This is a genomic window from Schaalia odontolytica (assembly GCF_024584435.1).
Classification (GTDB): Bacteria; Actinomycetota; Actinomycetes; order Actinomycetales; family Actinomycetaceae; genus Pauljensenia.
In genome coordinates this window covers 260,958-282,200 of sequence record NZ_CP102197.1, presented here as the reverse complement: position 1 = coordinate 282,200, position 21,243 = coordinate 260,958, and the positions used below count along the sequence as shown (strand labels likewise).

Genomic DNA, 21,243 nt, shown 5'->3' with positions numbered 1-21,243 from the left:
ACGTGTGGGGCGATCAGCCAAGCCACGCGCCCGAGGAGCTGAAGTGGAACCAGGATCCGTTGATGCGGACCCATCCGGTGGCCATCTTCCCGGACGCGGTGTCCAGGTAGTACCAGGTGTCCCCGTCCTTGAACCAGCCGGTGGTCATCGCACCGTCGGCGCCCAGGTGGTACCAGCCGCCGACGTAGGTCCAGCCAGTGGCGGCCTGGCCGTTGGCCTTCAGGTAGTACCAGGTGCCGCCGTCCTTGACCCATCCGGTCACGATGTGGCCGGAGTCGTCCAGGTAGTAGCGGGCGGTGCCGTCGTTGACCCAGCCGGTGGCCATGACGCCGCCGGCGTTGAGGTAGTACCAGGTGCCGCGGTCGTTGAGCCAGCCGCTTCCGGCGCGGCCGGAGGCGCTCATCCAGTGCCAGGCTCCGTCGTAGTGGACCCAACCGGTGACCATGATGCCGGCCTCGTTGAAGTAGTAGTCGGCGTCGCCGATGGTGGCGTGGCCGCTGTGCTCGCAGTAGCCGTCGGCGTAGCAGTAGCTCCAGCCGTTGGCTCCGTTGGACCAGGCGCCGCCCTCGCGCACGTACTCGTCAACGTGGAAGTGGACGGGTGAGGTGACGTCGTCGTCGGCGCGCGGATCCTTGTTGCGGCCTTCGGCGGTGAGGGTGGCACTCTCCTGGGCGGAGGCCCCGGCCAGGGAGGAGACGTTGACGGGGCCGGTCGCGACGGTGACGGCGCCGTTGAAGGAGCCGTCGGCGCTGCCCTGCGCGGTGGCCAGGCCGGCCACGTCGAGGGTCACGTTGGTGACGGGTCCGGTGACGGTGGCACGCACGTAGATGGTGCCGGACACGCGCGCGTCGGCCAGGGGCTTCCAGTCGGTGGCGCCGTCGCGCGAGTACTCAATCGCTCCGAGGGTCGGCTTGGGCTGGTCCTTGAGGACGGCTGCCAGCGCGTTCACGAGGCCCGCACCGCGGTATTCCTTGCCGTCCGTGGGGGCGGCGAGGCGGTCGTAGGTGTAGCCGGCCTGCTTCTTGAGCAGGTCGATGGTTTCGTCGGCCGTGTAGTCCGGGTGGATCTCCTTGATCAGCGCGGCGACACCGGCGGCATGCGGGGAGGCCATCGAGGTTCCCGACAGGTAGGCGAAGGGGGGTTCCCTCTTCCACGTGGGAATGGTCGACCAGATGCGCGAGCCCGGGGCGGCCACGTCGACGGAGTTCTTGCCGTAGTTGGAGAAGTTGGAGCGCTCCAGGGGGTCGGTCGCCGGGTTGGTGCCGGTGGGCAGTGCGAGGGCGGCGACGGAGACGACCGAGTCGTTGAGCATGGCGGGAACGTCGATGCCACCGTGGACGTCGCGCTCGTGGGCGGCTCCCTCAACGTCGTTGGGGGATGCCGCGTCGATGGTCGGGTTGTCGTGGTCGTCGTTGTCGTTACCTTCGGCGGCGACGTTCACTACGCCGTGGTTCTTCGCGTAGCGGATGGCGCGCGAGGCGGCCTCGAGTCCCGCGGCCTGGGAGCCCTCGCTGGGCATCCAGAAGGCGTAGGGGTCCATGTAGTAGCTGGAGTTGGTGACGTCGATGCCGTGATCGGCCGCCCAGTCGAAGCCGCAGGCCACGTACTCGGGGTAGAAGGAGCCGGCGAGGTTGGAGACCTTGATGCCGACCAGGGTGGCGTCGGGTGCGACGCCGTCCACGCCGTAGGCGTTGTGGGAGGCGGCGATGGTTCCGGCGACGTGGGTGCCGTGGTAGTGGTCATCCTTCCAGGCCGAGGGGTCCTGGTTGGGGATGCCGTTGACCTGGCAGCCCACCGACAGGGACGCGTCGATGCGGTCCTTGAGGTCCTTGTGGTCGGGGTCGAGGCCGGTGTCCATGACGGCGACGGTGACCTTCTCGCGGGGCACGTCGACCTGCTGGGCCTCGATGGAGCCGATGGCGGTCAGGCCCCAGGCGTTGGCGTCGCCCTCGTCGGGAGTGAAGTCGGCGAGCTGGGAGTCGGCGGAGAGGCCGGTCGTGCGAGTGCTGGCGGCCTCGGAGACGGCTGCGACCTCAGCGGGGGTGTTCTGCGGCTGTTCGGTGCGGACCTCGTCGCCGGTGACGGTCTTGTATCGGGTGGGGCCGATGGAGTGGTAGGAGATGCCGGCGTCGACCAGGCTCTTGCCGAGGTCGGGGGCGAAGGATGCCTTCACGGATTGGACGAAGAAGGCGTTGAATTCGGGGTACTGGGCCAGGACCACGCCGTTTTCCGAGGCCTTGGAGACGGCCGCGTTGAAGGTGTAGCGCGAGGCGTCGGCGGGCAGGTTGACCGCGTAGTTCATGACCTCGTCGCGGGCGCGCGCCTCGGAGGTGATGCCGGGGACGCCGGCCGCATGGGCGGGGGCGCCGAGCGCGGTCATCGTCAGGCCTGCCGCGAGGGCAGCTCCCCCTGCAATGAGGGTCTTCCATGAGCGTTGATGCATTATCAATCCTCGTTTCTGTACTGATAGGGGCGCGCCGTTGGGCCGATCCGCACAGTGCGCCGTCTGCCTATCGTGTCAAGGATTGCGACAAACCTGCCAGAGGGTTTCACATTTTAAGAAATCTTGACCCGCGGGTCGGAAATGCTTGACCGTCAACCGCGGCCAGGCGGCGCCACGGCGACGCGAACTCGCGGGGCACCCCGACAGCGTCGGTCGAAACGCTGTCATGGCGGGGCTTCGCTGGCGGTGGCGCCGGGTGCCGGAACCTACCGACCAGATCATTAGACACTAATTCAAAACTGAAAAGTCACTGAGAGCAGTCACGCTATCCAACGTTGCAACCATGGGCATTCCTCCCTTCGTCACACCGGATGCAGAGCTTGACATTTGCGGATGAAACAACGAATCATGTGTGCTACGGTCAGTAACGTCAGTCACACGCCAGTGGTGGGAGGCATCGATGCCATCATCCATTTTCCTGAGCTTCGACGCGCCGGATGGGGTGCCCGCGACGCCGCGCCGCCTGCATGCCGCCCTGGCGTCCGTGCTGGACCTGCCGCCGGGGGTGAGTCCCGGGCGCGCGGCGCGCTTCGCGAACCTGGCATGCCGCCCGGTGCACGGGGCCGGGGTGCCGAAGCCCTATTCGCTGGGTGAGCTGAGCTGCTCCGAGTCGACGTTTGGGGTGGAGGTGCGTCTGTTGGACGATCGCCTTCTCGACACGCTGGACGCGTGGTTGTCGTGGGGCGGCGTCATGCGGATTGGGGCGGGAACGCCGCAAGACGCGACGCTGATCGCGTTGGATGGGCAGATCGTGGCCCAGGCCTCGTGGGAGGAGCTGGCCGAGCGCGACGAGGACACGGCGTGGGAGGTGCGACTGGTGACGCCGACGACGTTTTCGTCGAGGGGTCAGCACGTGCCGGGCCTGACTCCGGCCACGATTGCGACGAGCCTGCAGCAGCGGTGGTGGGCGTGGAACAGACGGCTCGCTCCCCCACGGATCGACCGGGACGAGATGGCGAGCGTGCTGGCGACGCAGGACTTTACGCGCAGTTCGATGGTCGCCCTGGGAATGCCACGCGGCGCCGAGCAGGGGCGCCTGTCCTCCCGCAGGATCCCGGCCCACGAGGGTCGCCTGCGCATCAGCGGCGTCGAGGGAGCCGAGGCCACCCGCGTCTTCTCGCGCCTCATGGCCCTCTCGGCCTACACGAACGTCGGCTCACACACCAGCTACGGCATGGGCGTCATAGACGCGGTCGCGGCGTAAGATCAGGAGCAAACAACAGACATGCAAAGAATACACCAATGGTTCTCACGCCACCAACGTCGGATACTCATTGTGAGCGGGATAGCCATAATTGCTATCATCAGCGCCGTGTTCGGACTCTGCATCACTCAGTCTGCGGAAGATTTCGCAAATCAGTTCTTATTTCAACTGTCATACTCACTACTCGCACTCATTCCAACATTCTTCATTGTTGAATCAATTGGTAAGGGCCTATTGCGACTAAAGGGCCGTATTGACCGTGGGCTCAAAGATAAGAAAATCCTACTCGTCGGCGATACATTAGAGCGCAACAACGTTTATGCTCAGATAGAGCACTCAGGACTCTTCGACAAGAGGAACATAACCAACGCGGAAACCCATGCCGACTATACATGTACGGACTACGATCTGATCATTCTCTGCTTCAGTGACATTTTTCTAGAGACGGTCGACAACGGCAAGAAACGCATACTAAATGATACGCAGACTGCCTTACTAGCAGACACACTGACATCAATCGGAAACAGCAACGACACGAAAATCGCTCTTGACTCCAAAGTTGACATAGTCGGTCTAATCGTCCTCTGTCCTCCTGGTTCGTTACACACAGATATGCAAAAAGATCCGTTCCGACGCCCCTTCACCGTTGTTGTCAACCAAATTGGAAGGATGATAACGGACATCTTCTCACTGCTTACAACATTGCCTCTGCGGAACCGCGATTAGGAAGAAACGCGTCATGTCTAACGTTCTCGTCATGCTGCAGACGAACAGCAATCAGCCGTTCATCTTCTCCTCGCCTCGCCTACGCGAGCAGATCGGAGCCTCCTTCGAGATCACCCTGCTGTCCCAGTGGGTCCAGGAGGCCGCTTTCGACCTGAAGGTTCCCTCCATCACGACCGACGAGAAGGGAAAGAAGGTTCTCCCCTCCTCCTTCTGGGTCTCGGATTCCTCGGGTAAGGTGATCGTCCGATTCACACAGGACGACGGCGTCCCCGAAGCCCTTGCGCGGACCCTGATCAGGGAGGTGACGCTCCGGGCGCTGGCCGACGCCCCTGGCCTCGACGTGACGGGGGTGTTCATCCCCACGGACCAGGAGCGGGTCGTGGCCACCGACCTGGACAGGCTCGATCGCGAGTTCAGCGCGTACTCGCTGAACCGCCGCCCGGCGGCGGCACGTTTCCCGCAGTTCCCGTTCCTGAAGAGGGCGGACGAGTCGGCGTTCCCCGCCTCAGCAGCACTCTCGGATGAGGAACTCGACAGGATCCACGAATACGCGAGTCGCTCACTCAAGGTTCCGATTCTTTCGGACGACAAAGGGCAGATCCCAACTCAAACCGAAAAAGACAAAGATCGATCTCTGTCGCTCCCCTCGCGTGTCAAGCGCGCATGGTCGCGTTCGGCGCGCCGCTTACAGCTCAGGGAGGTCATCAAGCGCCAGGATTCAAATCTGAGTGAGGAGGAACTCACAGAGCGAATCAAGAAACTGAACGAGGACCCATTTCAGCTGGAGAAGGCGTTTCAGCAAACGCCCGATGAGGATGACGCCGCAAAGGAGGTTCCTGAGTTAGCATCCGTCGGAGTCATCCACATCGACGGCAATGGCGTGGGTGCGATCATGCGTGACCTCGGCACGGCATACGAGACAGTTAAGACACACATCGGTTCCTTTGAATCCACTGCAGATGAGTGCAAACCAAACCCTTGTGAACGCGACAAGGACCCGTTTCAATGGTTCATCATGGAGGTGAACTACCGTCTTGACAGGGTCGTCAAAGAAGCGGTTACCCGCTCGTGGGCTCACGTTGAGTACCTTGCAAAGAAGGACGATGTTGATCTCGTTCCCGTCGTTCCGGTCATCGTGGGCGGCGATGACGTCACGGTCTACACGGACGGGCGCTATGCGATTCCCTTCGCTGAGGCCTATATTCGCCATTACGAGGAGCTCACGAAGGACGATAGTCTCTTGTCGGTTCTCGCCATCGTTGCAGGCGGGAAAAAGGCCGATGCACCTGAGCGGGACTGCTTCAGGCTTGAAGGCTACATCGTTCAAGAACCTGGTCCCCTCACGGCCTCGGCGGGCGTGGCCATCGTCGGCCGTAACTTCCCGTTCCACATCGCCTACGACCTGGCGGAGGGCCTGGTGTCGCGCGGGAAGAAGCTCGGCAAGAAGCCGGGGGCATCCCCCTGTTCGACGATCGACTTCCACGTGCTGCGCGACACGACGGTCCTCGACCCGCAGGACACGCTGGACGAGTACGAGGGCCGCACGCAGCGCCCCTTCCTCGTCGGCCACTATGCGCCTGGACGGATCGGGACGGCAACCACGGCCTCGGCTTCCGACGGAGCGCCACAATCACTGGACCAGTGGCGACAAATCCTCCAAGCGGTCGCCGCCTTCGATGGTAAGGACCCGGATTCCCCCGACAAGGCGCTCGGCGATCCGTTCCCGCGCGCCCGCGCGAACCGCATCGTCAAGCTGCTCGCGGAAGGCAAGGAAGAGCAGGCCGCAACAGAGTGGGGCGACGCGCTACAGAATGCCCCCAGTGCTGGACTCCTTGCCCAACAGTTGAAGCTTCTCCCACCGCACTCGTCGAGCTCCGATGAGGCTGGCGAATCCCTCAAGCAGATCAAGTGGCTCCTGGACCTGATCGACCTGTCCGAGAACTTGCCTGACGGGTATATCGCTTGCCGAATAGCCCGAGACGCCAACGGCCAGATAGCTTGCGACGAAGCGTCAGGCGCAACCACCGCAGGAGGTGCCAAGTGAGCGCTGAAACTACGACGAATAGCATCACCCCCGCAAGCGGTCATGTCACCATCGTGTTCACCTCCGACTGGGGCGTGTCCACGGGGGTGGGCCAGGCGGGCCGCACGCACTCAAAACTTGAGCGCGGCAGCGAGGGGCAGCCGGTCGTGCGCGGCACCGTCATCACGGGTGTTCTGCGCGAGCAGGCCTCCATCGCCGCCCGCGCGCTCGACAGCGCGGCACGAACGTCCGGCACACCCGGTGCTCCCGATGCTGCCCACGACACCAAGGGGCCGTGGGAGCGCTTCGCCGAGTGGCTGTTCGGCCAACGCCCCGACCTTTCCCCAAGGGAACGCCCCCGACCCCGCCACGTGATTTTCACGGATGCCTCGCCCATCGCACACGTGCCCGTCCACGACACCGTGTCCCTGTCCATCGACCCCGACACGGGGACCGCACGCGACCAGATGCTGCGTTTCACGGAGCGGGCCGCGCCGGGGGTCCTCACTGGAACCTTCCAACTCATCGACGAGGCGAGCGCACCTCTCGGCGACGACAAGGCAATCAACGCAGCCCACTTCCTCCTGGGCGTCGCGGGCCTCATGGTCCGAGGTATCGGCTCGGGACGCAGCGGAGGCGACGGCGAGTGCACGGTCGCGGTCGTCGATAGAGACAATTTGGCGGATGGCCAGCTTGATGGCGAAGCTACTAAAGCTCTCGCGAGGATCAAGGAGAGTGTTGCGTGCGAGGGCGACGATTCCTCGCAGAAGTTCACGTACACGACGGCGGACGTCAAGGCAGTCGCCAAGGCCCTGCGAGAGCTCGTTCGAGGACAGCTGTCGGAGGTCCCTCAACTGCCATGTGAGTCGCAGGAGCGCAAACGCCTGGACGTCACGATGCCCTCGTCCGACCGTGCGGAGGCAGGCGACACGACGTGGTACGAGGCGAGCCTCGACATCGTGCTCGACTCTCCCATCGTCTCCTACGAGGTGCCCTTCTCCAACGAGGTCCGATCCCTGGACTTCCTGCGCGGAACGGTGGTGCTCCCGTGGTTGCATCGGACGTTGGCAGCAAGCGCCGCCGACGATAAGAAAACTCTCCTCGCCGAGGCGGTGACGGGCGGGCACCTGCTCGTCTCCGACGCGCTGCCGGTCATTGACGGCGTTGAGGGGCTCCCGGTTCCCCTGACGCTCACGAGGGACAAGACGCCGACCTCCGACTCGACCATTACCCTCTATGGTGTTTCCCGCGCGGATACAGGGAAGATTCCCGTTCGCGGGGGGTATATTTTCCTCGCCCTGCGAACGGCGATCGATGCGGGCCCCAGCGCCCAAACGGATGACTGGTACGGCAAACCACCCTTGCGCGGTCGGCAGACGACCGCGATCAACTCGGAGACGGGCGCGGCCAGCCAAGGCCAGCTGGTCCTGGTCGAGGCACTGCCCGAGGGGATGAGGATGCGTGCTCACGTCTGGATGTCCTCTCATCTCTGGAAAGCCTGCAGGGTCGACGACCTGCTCGACAATGAGCTGGAAGCCCGACTGGGGTCACGCAAGCTGACGGGTACTTTCGGGTCCGCGCGGTGCACTCTTCACAAGGGCAACGTGGGTGAGCGTCCCAGGCCCGTTCCACCAGCCAAGTCGGACGCTGAAGTGAGTGCAACCATTTGGTTCACCTCCGACGTGATCGCACGATCCGCTGGACTCGGGCCCGGCGGGACCGTCGAAGATCTCATTCGGGCGTTCGAGCGCGAGGGTATCGTCCTCAACGACGTAGAGGCGGCATCGATCCGCCATCGTCGCATCGATTCATGGTCTCCCGTGGACAACGGCCCACGCGCGACTCGCCTGGCCATTCAGGCTGGCTCCGTCTTGCGGGTGAGCGTGAGCGCCGAGAACCACATCAAACTCACAGAGCTTGCCCCCTTTGGAGTCGGCGAGTTGACGGCGCAGGGCTACGGCCGCTTCGTCATCGATCATCCTCTACTCAGCTCCGGCTCTGTCACAGTCACGAAAGCAAAGCGTGAGCACTTCGTGCCCGCAAAGAACCCAAAAGGAGGCGAGGAGAAGTGACACTCACACGCTACAAGCTCACGCTTGATCTTGAGCTGACATCGGAGCTGCACATCGGCGGAGTCGACAAGGTCCCCGAACGCGACGGGGAGGGAACTCTCATCAGGTTCTGCCGCAACGGCCTCGGCGAGCCGACAATCCCCGGCAGATCCATCAGGGGTGCCGTGCGCACCGCATGCGATGCGACACGGAAGAACCTGAAGGCTGCGGGCGACTCGAGAGCTAACGAGGGCGGCGTCTTCAGCGACGCGGCATGGGAGTCCCTGTGGGGTGACGATTCAGCCCACACCGGGAAGAGCCACGGCGAGATCGGCCTACCCCAGGATGCCGTCCTACCTATTCGACGAAGCGCGTTGACTTTCCAGGCAGTGTCTTTTGCTAACCTTTGCAATACAGAGCTGCCAAAGCGCCACAGTGTCGGAATCGACCGGGCGACGGGAGCCGCGTCAAAGGGTGCCCTCTACGAGCACGAGTTCCTCCCCCGGGGAACCAGGTTCACGGCGGTTATCACGGCGGAGGGCCGCGACAACGAGGAGATGACCCACGAGCAATCGAAGGGGATACCTGGCCCGGCGTCCACCGATGCGGTCAAGAAGCTCCTTGGTTTGATCGTCTCCATCCTGGATTCCAGCACAGTCACGCTGGGCGGACGCACCGGATCCGGACAGGGAACCGTGAGGCTCCGTAGCTCCGATCTTCGGGTTGTCGCCAGGACGACGGACGACAAGGGAAAGAACCTCTCCAAAGTGGTTGATGCCCTTGTCGGCAAGGAAGAAGGTCCACTCGAAGAAGACACGGGAAACGAGGAGGACAAGGGGCGTAAGCAGAAGGAGACAGACGACGAAGACGAGTCCTGGCCTGTCGACAATCCCATGCTTGTCACGATCAAGTGGTGGTCTCCGACCGGCATTTTCGTCGCAGAGGACGAGGAGCTGACGAAGCAGCGTCAGGCGAAAGCACGAGCAGAGGGAAACCCTGAAGCCCCCGAGGTCACAGAACCACTTCGAGATCCCTCTGTTGATTGGGACAACGCTCAGCTCCTCATCCCGGGCACATCGATCCGCGGCGCTTTACGATCGAGGGTCTCGCGCATCGCGCGCACAGTGCTTGCTGCACGCGGCGACCTGGAGCCCCTTGCCTCGCATGACGTCCACGAGCAGATCGCCAACGAGCCGAACCTCGTGCGATACATGTTTGGTTGCACCGAGTATCGGGGTGCGGTCACCGTCCACGACTGCCTGTCGACGGAGCTCGGCACACGCATCGAGGTCACGCACAACGCGATCGATCGTTGGACGGGCGGGGTGATCGACGGCGGGCTCTTCACCGAGGCCGTTTATCTGGGCACGGCGTGGGAGCCGATCCGGATCGATATTGACCTGCGGCGCCTGTTGAAGAACATCGAGACGGAGAAGCGCCCGGAAGCCAAACGCAACCCTGCCAATGCCAACGAGGCGGAGAATGGTTCGGGCAACGGCAAGCAGTCGAAGGCTACTGATGCCGACTACGCTCACGCCGCCTTCGTACTGCTTGGGTTGGCGCTCGCCGAGTTGGCGGCGGGCACGCTGCCCTTGGGTAGCCGTTCGACGCGAGGCCTGGGCCAAGTCGTCGTTTCGTCGTTCGATATTCGCGGCCACGCCCACGATCATGTCAAGATTCCAACAAAGAAGCTCTTTGGCGACCAGGTGCTCGAGCACCCGGGCACCGCAGCGATTCCCGGCTCTTCATAATTGAGGGTGTAGTTGGGGTTTGAATCCTCCGGTTTCGAGGAGTGCTCGCGTGATGTAGTGGGTGAGGTTTCGGAATCCGAGTGCGGATCCGCGTAGGTGTTCGAGGCGGCCGTTGATGGCTTCGGTAGGACCGTTGCTGGTGTGGGGATGATCGAAGTAAGCCAAGATGTCTCTGGCTCGGCGTTTGAGCGTTCTGCCCAGCGTGATGAGCTCGGTCAGGCCCCTCGGTACGCGCGTGGAGGTCAGTGTGTTGATTTCGGCTTGCATCAGGGCCTTGCCGCGGATTTTGTTGGGATCGCGGTAGGCGTCGATAATACTCTGGTACACGCTCCAGGTGACTTCGAGTGCGACGTGGCAATCGCTGGCGAACAGGTCGAGGATCTGGTGTTGCTGGCGTGGGGTGAGCAGGCAGGATCTGGTGTGTAACATCCTGCGGGCCTTGTACAGGGGATCCGTGGCACGCCCGCGCCGATGGTGGAGTTCTTGCTGGATGCGCCTGCGGCACTCATCGAGAGCATCACCGGCGAGGTGTACGACGTGGAAGGGGTCCATGACCGCCCTCGCGTCTGGGAGCTCTTCGGCGGCGGCGCTCTTAAAGCCGGTGAATCCATCCATTGCGACGATCTCGATGCGTTCGCGCCACGTATCGGGCTGGGAGGCCAGCCAGGTTTTGAAGACCCGCTTGGATCGGCCCGGAATCATATCCAGGAGCCGGGAGGGACCACGACGGTCTCGTATAGGAGTCAAGTCCAAGATGACGGTGACGTATTTGTCCCCGTATGGGGTGTGTCGCCACACGTGTTCATCCACGCCAATGACGCACACCCCCTCGAAACGATCAGGATCATTGATGAGTATGCGCTGGCCTTCACCTAAGATCGCGGTATTGGCAGTGTTCCACGACACGGCCAATACGTCGGCGACGCGCGCCACCGTCAGATGGTGGACCACCAGGCCTACCAGCGCCCAGCGCACCGCTGCACGCGAGAGCTTCGCGCGCGGGTCGGCCGCTGCACTCATGTTTTGACGCCACACGTGAGCACACTCTGGGCAGCGGTAGCGGCGCACGCTCACGTGCAACATGGTGGGGTGCCACCCGTAGGGTACGTGAGCCAAGCGCCTGACCACCGTGTCACGTACGACGCCCTCACCCCCACACTGTCGGCACCACCGATCCTCACCCACTACCTTGCAGGCCAAGACGGTCCGATCGTCTCCTACACGTTGACCCATCACTTCCAGTCCTAGGTCATCCAGGCCCGTGAAGGCGCTCAGATCAGGGCGATCAAAGGTAGCATTGGACATGTCGAGGTCTTTCAGATGGACGGTGTCGGAACCCCCATCATCGGAAGACCTCGACCTCTACCCCGCCACGACACGCCGAACCCCGCATACCACCCCCACACCCTCAATTATGAAGAGCCCGATTCCCCCGCCGCAAGATCGATGCGATGCGCAACGCAGGCTCGCTGGAGCTGTCCTTGGCTTCTTGAAGACGATTGAAGGCGCGGAACAGTGGTCCGAGCGATTTGATGAAGCCCCTGCAAACGGCGGCGCACGATCGAAGGGCGAGGAGAATACTCATGAGTGAACAAGTTCAGACAGCAACGCTGACGTGCACGCCGATCCGGACGGTCTCCGGAGGCGCGCTTATCCTGGGTGATTTCTTGACGCGCGTTTGCTCATGTTGGAGCGGTGATCTACATGGCCTGGCGTTCGCGACGAACGGGACGTGGCCGGTGCTGGGATTCGATCGGAAGTCCTCCAAGGATTCACAGGAGCTGTCAGTAGCTCCAGTCGAAGGCCGTTCCTTCGACGACAATATGGTCTTCGAGCTGCGCCTGTGGGTGCCGGTTGCACATACTGACGATCCCGAAGACGGCACCTTGTTGGCTCGTGAGTTCCGTTGGGTCAACGGCGTGGGTGCCGTGGACTTGACGCTTGAAGCTGGCACTGAATGCAATGGAACTACCTCTGTCAGGGGATGGGTGCACAACATGGGCTATCTGAAGCACATGCCCGCCGACTCTGACACTGGGAGAGTCGACAACAGCCAAATGATGGCAGCCGAGTTCATCCAAGAAGAAGAGCAATACGGAAACATGGTAGTCACCGATCAACTATTTACAGGAGCGTGGACACGATGACCAGATTCCATCACGCCTACAACGGGATTCCAACGGTTGACAGAAAACTAGCTGATCACTTTGACGCAGATACCTTCGGATACAGATCTCTTGACTATATCGCTCGAGACAGGCTATCCGGCTCTATCGACGTCGAAATCACAACCATGACACCAACCCTTCCTGGTTTCAAGACACAAGACGGCGCCCTCGCAGTACCTTCCGCATCAGGAAATCTCAACGGGGCTAGAAGCATTCAGGACGCATTCATTCCTGCGACAGCACTCAAAGGAATGCTATCGAGCGCATATGAAGCCGTAACAATGTCTCGCCTCCGAATCTTTGACAAGACACACTCGAGAACGTTCTCCCACCGTCCTCCAGCACGAAAAGCGCAATCAACCTACCCAGCTTTCCTGACACACAATGGACATTCCTGGGAGTTAGTATTTCCGTTCACCAAAGATCATATTCCTACGTGCTTAGAAAGCTGGACTAGCCGGTCGGTAATTTGTTTTATCGATTCCACCGCGGGAAAAGATGGGTATACAGACATCGATGCGCTCCGAAAAGAGTTTCCACATCTCACCGAAATACGTTACAGAGCCGCCGAAGAAAATATCCAGAAGGACGCAAAGCGACTCATCGCAACACATGTGCAGAAATTCGAAGGTGAAGTCAGGGGACCCACACGAACACTCAACAAGAATACTGAGAACACTGAACCACCCAGACTCAGAGGTTTCATTGTTCGCACACGACACGATGAGAATCAGCCCATCGACTCGAAACGCAAGCGATACGAGTTCATATTTCCATTTCTTGATAGAATTAACGAAAGGAGCGCCTACAGAAGACAGCTAGACGGCACATTGGTAAAACAGTTTATATCTACCCTTCACGATTACGCGCAGAACTGCCTGAACGAGGCGCAAAGGCTCGGATACGCCTCCCCCGCAAACAGTCTTGAGGAGCAACTTAATGCCGGACGGTCTGCACTGCAGAATACGCCACGCTTCATTCATGACTACCTCAACCCTAAACTAACAAGGGGACTAACTCCCTCCGAGATTGACATCACTGACGATGCAATAGTTTCCTATTTGCGAACGGCGATCACCGAGACACGGCTTAACGGCATACCGGGAATACCAGTCTTTGTCTCACTCGACCCTAACCAGAACGCTGACGAACTGAAGCTATCATCAATCAGGTTATCCCCCGTCGGCAGAATGATTGGAAAGGACTCTATTTCCGCCTACAAGCTGGCGAAGGATCAGAACATTGATCCCGCTAGTTCGCTCGACACAACAAGTCCGGGCGATTCCCTCTGGGGGTTCGTACCACAGCCGCCCAGCGGAGACCTCTCTCCTACTGGAGGCCTTCAAGGCAGAATAGCAATCGAGTCTGCTTATTTCGTTGATTCTCAATCGACTTCATCGGACTCGCACACTGCCTTCCTGCGGGTTCATGAGCCAGCATATTTCCTCACTTTGGCCAGTCCAAAGCCACGCACCGGCGTTCCCTACCTACGAGATTCTAGCGGCCGCAACCTGGAACGGAAGAATCCAGAAAGCAGCCGAAAGACCCCTATTCCTCGCGATCACACTTTCATTGCGGGACAAACGCTCACCCATAAGGTCTATCCAACTCACCAACAGCTCATCAAGAAGCAGGTTGACCTACCTACATCCACAGCGGAAACACCCATGACGTCGAAGATTACTTCTTGGATTGAACCAGGTGCCGTGTTTCACAGCAGAATCCATTTTACCAACCTATCAAATCAAGAGCTTTCCATTCTTCTTTGGCTGCTGAGGCCAACAATGCTTGCAGAAGGTATTAAGAAGATTGAAGAGGGATACCATCATATCGGATTTGGCAAACCCATAGGAATGGGATCAGTAAGAATCAACGCGACTTTATGTCATGTTCTTACCGGAAAGGAACTGGCTGCACAGTACGAAGCACTGGATAGCGTCTGCGGTCTCTTCAATCCAATTCGCCTCATCAACGGTGACCTCAAGAAAGTAAAGCCAATTAATATCCAGGGCCATATCAACACGTTCCTTCCAGAAGGTTTCAAAGAGTCGCTTCCTGTCAAATGCTTCCGTCGACAGGCCTGTGGCTGGGCTGACAACGTCCCCGTCTCCTACCCAACGATCGAGCAAGAAGGACGACAATCGGAGGACGTTTCCGACAATCCGACGCTTCTCTGGTTCCGAAAGCGTGAAGACAACCGGGTGAAGCTAGCCTCACTCTATGAGGACGGTGCGAAGCAAGAGGACATTGACAAGGCGGAGTCCAATTTTGGAACGTACCAGTTCCCTTGCCTAGACGAATAACCCCTTACCACACTCCGCGACACAACCCCACGTCGTCAAGCGCTATGGCCGCGCCGAGTATATCGGCGCGGTCGGCGCAGGAGGCGCAGATCGGGTAGATGTGGATGACGTCTTCGGAGTCTGTGATGGTGGCGGAGAGTAGGTGTCGCACGCGAGCCAGTGAGTCGGCGTCGAGGCGCAGCTGGAACACGGATTCTTGGATGCGGTATCCCCAGGATTCCAGGATCTTGGCGACTTTGAGTCGTCGCCGGTTGTTGGCGATGTCGTAGGCGACGATGTAGATCATCGCCACGCGATTCCTTTCCACTGGTAGTCGGGTTCGGTGATGGCGCGGGCCAGGAGTTGCGCCTCGTGCGTGATGTGTCTGCGCCACGATCCCGAGTACCCGGGGAGGGCTCCGGTGACGCTGCGCTGGGAGGCGGCCTCGTACGCGTCGACGAGGATCTTCTTCCCTTCCGCGCCCAGCCACACTCCCCCGCTCTCGGGTTCGATGGCGCCGTGTTCGGGGCGGAGCTTCCGTGTGCGCAGGAGCGCCAGGACGGTTTGGTCGACAAGGAGGGGACGGAACTCCTCCATGAGGTCAAGGGCGAGGCTCGGGCGTTTGTCGGTGGGCGCGTGGGCGATGCCGAGTGAGGGGTCGAGTCCGGCGGCGTGGAGCGCTCCGACGCATTCTCCCAGGAGGATCGCGTACCCGTAGGACAGCGCGGCGTTGGGCAGGTCGCGTGGCGGGCGTCGGCTGCGCCCGTCGAAGGGGACGTCGGCGGGAACGCACGCGGCGAGGGCGTCAAAGTAGGCGGTGGAGCAGGCTCCTTCGATGCCCATGATGTCGTTGATCGTGCGTGCGCCTGCGAGGCTGCGCCGCCAGTGGTGCATGTGGGCGGTTGTATCGGCGAGGTGGAGGCCAGGGTCTCGCCTGGCGATGCGGGTGAGGACGTGGATCTGTCCGCGGATCTTCGAGCCGATGAGGGAGGCCGCCAGGCCGACGCGGCGCGCCTCGTCGCGCGTGAGGTCGCTCTGGGCGAGGAGCCGGGCCGCGTGCGTTCCCCTCCCGGCTCCTACCAGGGCGCCTTGGTAGGAGCCGCGGCGTGACAGGCAGACGACGTCGATGCCGCTGCGCATGGCCCAGGAGCGCGCGCCCGCGGAGAGGCCGACGTTTCCGGACAGGACGATGCGGGCGACGTTGTTTTTCGGCAGGCTCGTCGCGGGGATACCTGCGGGCCCGTCGACGAGGAGCCTCCCGGCTTTGACGTGGACGCGCGCCCCGTCGCGTCCGACGTAGAGGATGCGGTCGGCCAGGTCCGAGGGCTGGTTCTTCTCGGGCGGGGGCGCGTGATCGATGCCGATGCTGGCGAGGGTCGCGTCGGCATCAACGTGCTGGGTCGCGAGGTCACAGATCCGCACCCCGAGGGCGACGGCTGCGCCCGCCACGGCATCGATGGCCTCGCCCAGGTGCCCTTCGCTGGGTGCGGCGAGGATGAGGGTGGATGCGACCCGGGAGTAGAGGATGCCTCGGCCGGTGGCGTGCCTGTCGAGGTCGAGGAGGGCCGCGTCGGTGAGCGTGCGGGTGATGGGATCGGCGGGGTTCGAGGCGTCGGCGAGCTCGCCGATGATCGGGAGGGCGTCTGCGGGAAGCCCCAGGCATTCCAGCCCCGCGCGCGTCGCCTGCTCGGGGTGTGCGTGGCGGATGGTGGCGCGGGCGAGGTGGTGGTTGCCGTGGTCGTAGTCGGCGGTAACGCGCCGGGTGAAGGCCTCGTGGCCGTCGGGCGTGTCGTCGTAGGTGCCGTGCGGGCGCTCGAGGGCGAGGAGGCGGCCGAGCGCATCGGTGACGGCCTCGGCGAGGAGCGCCCGGAGGGTCGGGGCCGCGCGTTCGACGGATTGGGCGTCGAGGCGGTCGATGTGGGGCGGGGTCCAATCGGGGTCGGCTAGTTCGCGTAGCTCTTCGTCGGTGAGAACATGTTGGTCGGTGTCGCACGGGCTTTTGGTGAGAAGGCGTCGGCGTGCGCGGGTGAGCGCGTCGGGGGTGCTTGCGTCCCTCATGAACGAGGCCGTGGCAGGTTGCGTCATTGTCATACCTTCCGGAGCATCAACTTTAGGGTTACCGTACAAGCGTTTGGGGCAGTCGTGCCGCGACACGCCGATGTCGATCGGCTTTTCCGGGGCGAGTTCGGCTTCTTGGTGCGTCCGTGGCGATGTGAGGATTTGCAACGAAAACCCTGCTATTCTGACTGTGTGCTTGCGGGTCGGGTGGGTGCTTTCTCGGCCCCTGGCGATCCGGGGTGGCGTTTCCGCTGGTCACAGTGGGTGCAACACGCCGGGCGTCAGAAAGCACCTAGCGCCATAAGGTGCATTAAGACACAAAGCGGGTCATTTCAAGCTCCTTTTCTACCATGGTCAGAAAGCACCTAGCGCCATAAGGTGCATTAAGACGCGTCTTTGCCGAGGCTCATGGCGACGAGGACGGGCCGTCAGAAAGCACCTAGCGCCATAAGGTGCATTAAGACAGAATATCCATTGCCTTGACGTGAGCCTTACCGGAGGTGAGTCAGAAAGCACCTAGCGCCATAAGGTGCATTAAGACGGACCTCCATGATCTTGTTTGCGAACTGTTCCATGGCCGTCAGAAAGCACCTAGCGCCATAAGGTGCATTAAGACCTGCATTGCGCGCTTGATGTTCAGCGCGCCCTTGCTGACGGGTCAGAAAGCACCTAGCGCCATAAGGTGCATTAAGACCACGACCTACAAGGCTGCCCCCGGCTTGGGCGGCTGATCCGTCAGAAAGCACCTAGCGCCATAAGGTGCATTAAGACTCCAGAATTCTAGTAGGCTTGATGTCATAGCCATTCCGTCAGAAAGCACCTAGCGCCATAAGGTGCATTAAGACGGCCTCAAGCGGAAAGAGCGGAGAACCTTCATCTCGTGTCAGAAAGCACCTAGCGCCATAAGGTGCATTAAGACCGCGGTGACGATCACCGCGTCCGGATCCGGCAGCAAGGTCAGAAAGCACCTAGCGCCATAAGGTGCATTAAGACCCATTAATGGTACCCTCGAACTCGACGGAGTAGCCAGGTCAGAAAGCACCTAGCGCCATAAGGTGCATTAAGACGCTACATGGATCTTCGTATACCACATCTCTACTGTAGTCGGGTCAGAAAGCACCTAGCGCCATAAGGTGCATTAAGACTGGCACTCACCACCGCCGCAAGTTCCCCTGGGTTCACTGTCAGAAAGCACCTAGCGCCATAAGGTGCATTAGGACTCTCGTTGTAGGAGATAACGAGGCGGGCACCATCTCCCAGGTCAGAAAGCACCTAGCGCCATAAGGTGCATTAAGACTGAAGCAGCTGCATCCAGGACTCGTAACGCCCCTTGGTCAGAAAGCACCTAGCGCCATAAGGTGCTTTACGACCTGCCGGTGGTGGACTCCTTGTCGCCGTTTTCCTCAAGTCAGAGAGCACCTAGCACCATAAGGCGCATTAAGACTCGGTGTTGTACGCGCGGGTGGAGGCGGTTGCCTGGGCGGTCGGAAAGCACCTAGCGCCATAAGGTGCATCAAGACGCGGCGAGATTACCGACAAACGTGTGGGTAGTCATGATTGTCAGAAAGCACCTAAGCGCCATAAGGTGCATTAAGATCCCAGTCAACGCGGAATGCGTATGCGCGGATGAAGACGTCAGAAAGCACCGAGCGCCATATGGTGCATTAAGACTAAATCGTACCGGACTGTCGGGATCGGATGAAATGCGTCAGAAAGCACCTAAGCGCCATAAGGTGCATTAAGACGGTCGTTCATGGACTTTTGAGAGCTGTTTGCTGTCCCGTGTCAGAAAGCACCGAGCGCCATAAGGCGCATTAAGACGCCACAAAAATCGCGACGAAGGCCGCTACGATTGAGGTCAGAAATCACCTAGCGCCATAAGGTGCATTAAGATAAGCCGTTGAAGCCGCTGGGGATGTCGAACTCTGCCGTCAGAAAGCACCTAGCGCCATAAGGTGCATTAAGACCATGTAATCGCCGGGACCAGACGCACCCTTCGACCTGTGTCAGAAAGCACATAGCGCCATAAGGTGCATTAAGACGAGGAGAACCAGGTTCCATCCGTGGCCGTGATGTCGGGTCAGAAAGCACCTAGCGCCATAAGGTGCATTAAGACTCAATATCGGCTGAGTACAAACCATCGGTGTTCGTCGGTCAGAAAGCACCTAGCACCATAAGGTGCATTAAGACCGCCTACTGGGAGTCATGGGCGTCACAACTGGGGGTTAGAAAGCACCTAGCGCCATAAGGTGCATTTAGACCTTGATGCGGGCGGATTCGCGGACGGTGACCTTTGCGGGTGTCAGAAAGCAGCTAGCGCCATAAGGTGCATTAAGACTCAAGCGAGCCTGCTGGAAGATCGTCTTGGCTTGAAGTCAGAAAGCACCTAGCGCCATAAGGCGCATTAAGACCCGTGCGGGCGTCCGCCTTCGCATGCGACGCCGCTTCCATGTCAGAAAGCACCTAGCGCCATAAGGGGCTCATCCCAATGCAGGGTGGGTTCTGAAGCCGCCGGTCTCGAGTAGGCAGCGGGCGATGTAGTTGTTGAGGTTGCGGAAGCCGAGAGCGGATCCGCGGAGGTGTTCGAGCCGCCCGTTCAGGGCTTCGGTGGGGCCGTTGGAGGTCCCCGGGCGCTCGAAGTAGGCCAGCACGTCAGCTGCGCGCTGGTTCAGGGTTCGACCCAGGCGACGGAGCTCGGCCAAGACCGCGGGCACGCCGTCGCGCAGGGCGGCGATGACGGCGCTCATCGCCGCCCGGCCGGTGGCCCTGTCGGGGTGGCGGTAGGCGGCGATCATCCGTTGGAGGATGCCCCAGGTGGCTTTGACCTCGACGTGCTCGGGATTGGTGAACAGGACCATGAGTCGTTCGCGTTGCCGGTCAGTGAGCAGGTCCTCTCCGGTGTGCAGGGTCCGCCGGGCCCGGTACAGCGGGTCGTTGCTGCGGCCTCGGTGGCCGTGCAGGTCCTGCTGGACCCGGCGCCGGCACTGGTCCAGGGCATCCCCGGCGAGCCGGATGACGTGGAAGGGGTCCATGACCGCCACCGCGCGCGGGAGTTCCTCAGCGGCGGCGGTCTTGAACCCGGTGAACCCGTCCATCGCGACCACCTCCACCGCGTCACGCCACGCCTGGGGCCGGTCGGCGAGCCAGGTCTTGAACGCGGCCTTGGAGCGGCCCTCGAGCATATCCAACAGCCGTGCCGGGCCGGTCCCGTCGCGGATCGGGGTGAGATCAATGACGACGGTGACGTACTTGTCGCCCTTCCTCGTGTGCCGCCAGACGTGCTCGTCGACCCCGATGACCGCGACCCCGTCGAACCGTGCCGGGTCGCCGATCAGGACCCGCGCGCCCTCGGCCAGAACGGCCTCATTCGCGGTATCCCACGCGACCGCGAGCCCTTCGGCGATCCGGGCCACGCTCAGATGCTGCACGACCAGTGCGAGCAGGGCCCACCGCAGTCCAGCCCGGGAGATCTTCGCGCGCGGCTCGGCCGCGGCTGTGGTGTCCTGCCGCCACACCCGCCCGCAGCCGGTGCACCGGTAGCGGCGCACGGCGATCAGCAGCGTCGTGGGTCGCCACCCGAACGGCTCGTGCGCCAGCCGGCGCGTGACCACGTCGTGCACGCTGCCCTCACAGCCGCACCCCCGGCACCACCGGTCATCATCGACAACCCGGCAAGCCAGCACTGCACGATCCGGCTCGAGGCGCTGCCCGGTCACCTCCAACCCGAGACCGTCCAGGCGGCAGAACGTCGTCAGATCGGGCGTGGTGAAGGTACCGTCGGGCATGTCGTGGTCTTCCTGATGGGGAGCGTGAGAACTCCCATCATGTGAAGACCTCGACGCCTACCCCGAGACCGACGCGCCACCCCCGCCACCCACCCTCGTTTGGGATGAGCCCCATAAGGTGCATTACGACGTATAGCGGAGCGAGCAGTCCCACGGGTAGTCGTAGTAGCATCAGAAAGCACCCAGCACCATAAGGTGCATTAAGACGGTTGCATCCTTGATTGCCTCACGGTAGGAAGCGACGGCTTTCCAGAAATCACCTAGCGCCATAAGGTGCATTAAGACACACGGTGCCCGCGTGGTACACGCCGCTCACGCCAAGTCAGAAAGCACCTAGCGCCATAAGGTGCATTAAGACCTGGCTACCCTCACTCACGAGCACCACCTTGTTGGGGCCAGAAAGCACCTAGCGTCATACGGTGTATTAGGACGGATGGTTGTTGGTTCGGGTCCAGCCGCAGGAGCGCGAACTCTTCGGCTAAGATGCACCCCGCAGAAACAAACCGCTAACAACTTGCGCACAGGCCAGTAGTGAAACCCGGGCCGCCCCTGTCTGTGGTGTTGGGCGGGCTAGTGAAACCGCGACCGCCCCTGCTTCGCGTGAATCGCCGGATATTGGTGTTTTTCTTCAGGCGGGGGTGGTCTGGGTTTCATGCGACGCCCAACAGGGGGTGGCCAGGGGTGGCCAGGGG

General features: G+C 61.4%; 12 protein-coding genes and 2 CRISPR repeat arrays. Of the genes, 7 read left to right on the top strand and 5 right to left on the bottom strand.

Features of this window, described 5'->3' with window-relative positions:
* Positions 1–13: 13 nt before the first annotated feature.
* Positions 14–2,443: a S8 family serine peptidase gene (locus NQK35_RS01220; protein ID WP_257114313.1), complete on the bottom strand. Its 2,430-nt coding sequence runs from the start codon at positions 2,441–2,443 to the stop codon at positions 14–16.
* A gap of 460 nt (positions 2,444–2,903) precedes the next feature.
* Between NQK35_RS01220 and cas6 the strand changes: the two genes are divergently transcribed.
* The 5 genes from cas6 (at position 2,904) to NQK35_RS01195 (ending at position 10,258) form a co-directional block, all read left to right on the top strand.
* On the top strand, positions 2,904–3,707 hold the full coding sequence (gene cas6 / locus NQK35_RS01215) for a CRISPR system precrRNA processing endoribonuclease RAMP protein Cas6 (protein WP_257114312.1): 804 nt from the start codon (positions 2,904–2,906) through the stop codon (positions 3,705–3,707).
* Positions 3,708–3,779: 72 nt separating this feature from the next.
* Positions 3,780–4,433, top strand: coding sequence for a hypothetical protein (locus tag NQK35_RS01210; RefSeq protein ID WP_257114311.1), 654 nt, complete (start codon positions 3,780–3,782; stop codon positions 4,431–4,433).
* A gap of 13 nt (positions 4,434–4,446) precedes the next feature.
* Positions 4,447–6,477, top strand: a complete 2,031-nt coding sequence (locus tag NQK35_RS01205; protein ID WP_257114310.1) for a hypothetical protein — start codon at positions 4,447–4,449, stop codon at positions 6,475–6,477.
* Positions 6,474–8,528, top strand: a complete 2,055-nt coding sequence (locus tag NQK35_RS01200) for an RAMP superfamily CRISPR-associated protein (protein WP_257114309.1) — start codon at positions 6,474–6,476, stop codon at positions 8,526–8,528. Before NQK35_RS01205 ends, NQK35_RS01200 begins: the two co-directional genes overlap by 4 nt.
* Positions 8,525–10,258: an RAMP superfamily CRISPR-associated protein gene (locus tag NQK35_RS01195; protein WP_257114308.1), complete on the top strand. Its 1,734-nt coding sequence runs from the start codon at positions 8,525–8,527 to the stop codon at positions 10,256–10,258. The genes NQK35_RS01200 and NQK35_RS01195 overlap by 4 nt, the downstream gene beginning before the upstream one ends.
* On the opposite strand, the gene NQK35_RS01190 is transcribed toward NQK35_RS01195, so the two are convergent.
* On the bottom strand, positions 10,253–11,563 hold the full coding sequence (locus NQK35_RS01190; protein ID WP_257114307.1) for an ISL3 family transposase: 1,311 nt from the start codon (positions 11,561–11,563) through the stop codon (positions 10,253–10,255). The two genes, NQK35_RS01195 and NQK35_RS01190, sit on opposite strands and share 6 nt — an antisense overlap.
* A gap of 278 nt (positions 11,564–11,841) precedes the next feature.
* On the opposite strand from NQK35_RS01190, the gene NQK35_RS01185 reads away from it, so the two are divergent.
* The gene (locus NQK35_RS01185) at positions 11,842–12,405 is read left to right on the top strand and encodes a hypothetical protein (protein WP_257114306.1); all 564 of its coding nucleotides are present in this window, start codon (positions 11,842–11,844) and stop codon (positions 12,403–12,405) included.
* Positions 12,393–14,729 carry a hypothetical protein gene (locus NQK35_RS01180; protein WP_373567058.1) on the top strand — a complete coding sequence of 779 codons (2,337 nt, stop codon included), beginning with the start codon at positions 12,393–12,395 and terminating at the stop codon, positions 14,727–14,729. Before NQK35_RS01185 ends, NQK35_RS01180 begins: the two co-directional genes overlap by 13 nt.
* Before the next feature lie 4 nt (positions 14,730–14,733).
* Here the strand turns inward: NQK35_RS01180 and cas2 are convergent, their stop codons facing one another.
* The 3 genes from cas2 to NQK35_RS01165 all read right to left on the bottom strand — a co-directional run bounded on the left by cas2 (position 14,734) and on the right by NQK35_RS01165 (position 20,551).
* The gene (gene cas2, locus NQK35_RS01175) at positions 14,734–15,015 is read right to left on the bottom strand and encodes a CRISPR-associated endonuclease Cas2 (protein WP_257114747.1); all 282 of its coding nucleotides are present in this window, start codon (positions 15,013–15,015) and stop codon (positions 14,734–14,736) included.
* On the bottom strand, positions 15,012–16,793 hold the full coding sequence (gene cas1 / locus NQK35_RS01170; protein WP_257114305.1) for a CRISPR-associated endonuclease Cas1: 1,782 nt from the start codon (positions 16,791–16,793) through the stop codon (positions 15,012–15,014). Before cas1 ends, cas2 begins: the two co-directional genes overlap by 4 nt.
* 253 nt (positions 16,794–17,046) lie before the next feature.
* A CRISPR array of direct repeats spans positions 17,047–18,286; the repeat unit is 37 nt; unit sequence GTCAGAAAGCACCTAGCGCCATAAGGTGCATTAAGAC.
* Positions 18,287–18,549: 263 nt separating this feature from the next.
* Positions 18,550–19,177: a CRISPR direct-repeat array (repeat unit 37 nt; unit sequence GTCAGAAAGCACCTAGCGCCATAAGGTGCATTAAGAC).
* 69 nt (positions 19,178–19,246) lie between these two features.
* Entirely contained in the window at positions 19,247–20,551 is a 1,305-nt protein-coding gene (locus NQK35_RS01165; protein WP_009213505.1) for an ISL3 family transposase, read from the bottom strand.
* Positions 20,552–21,243: the final 692 nt, after the last annotated feature.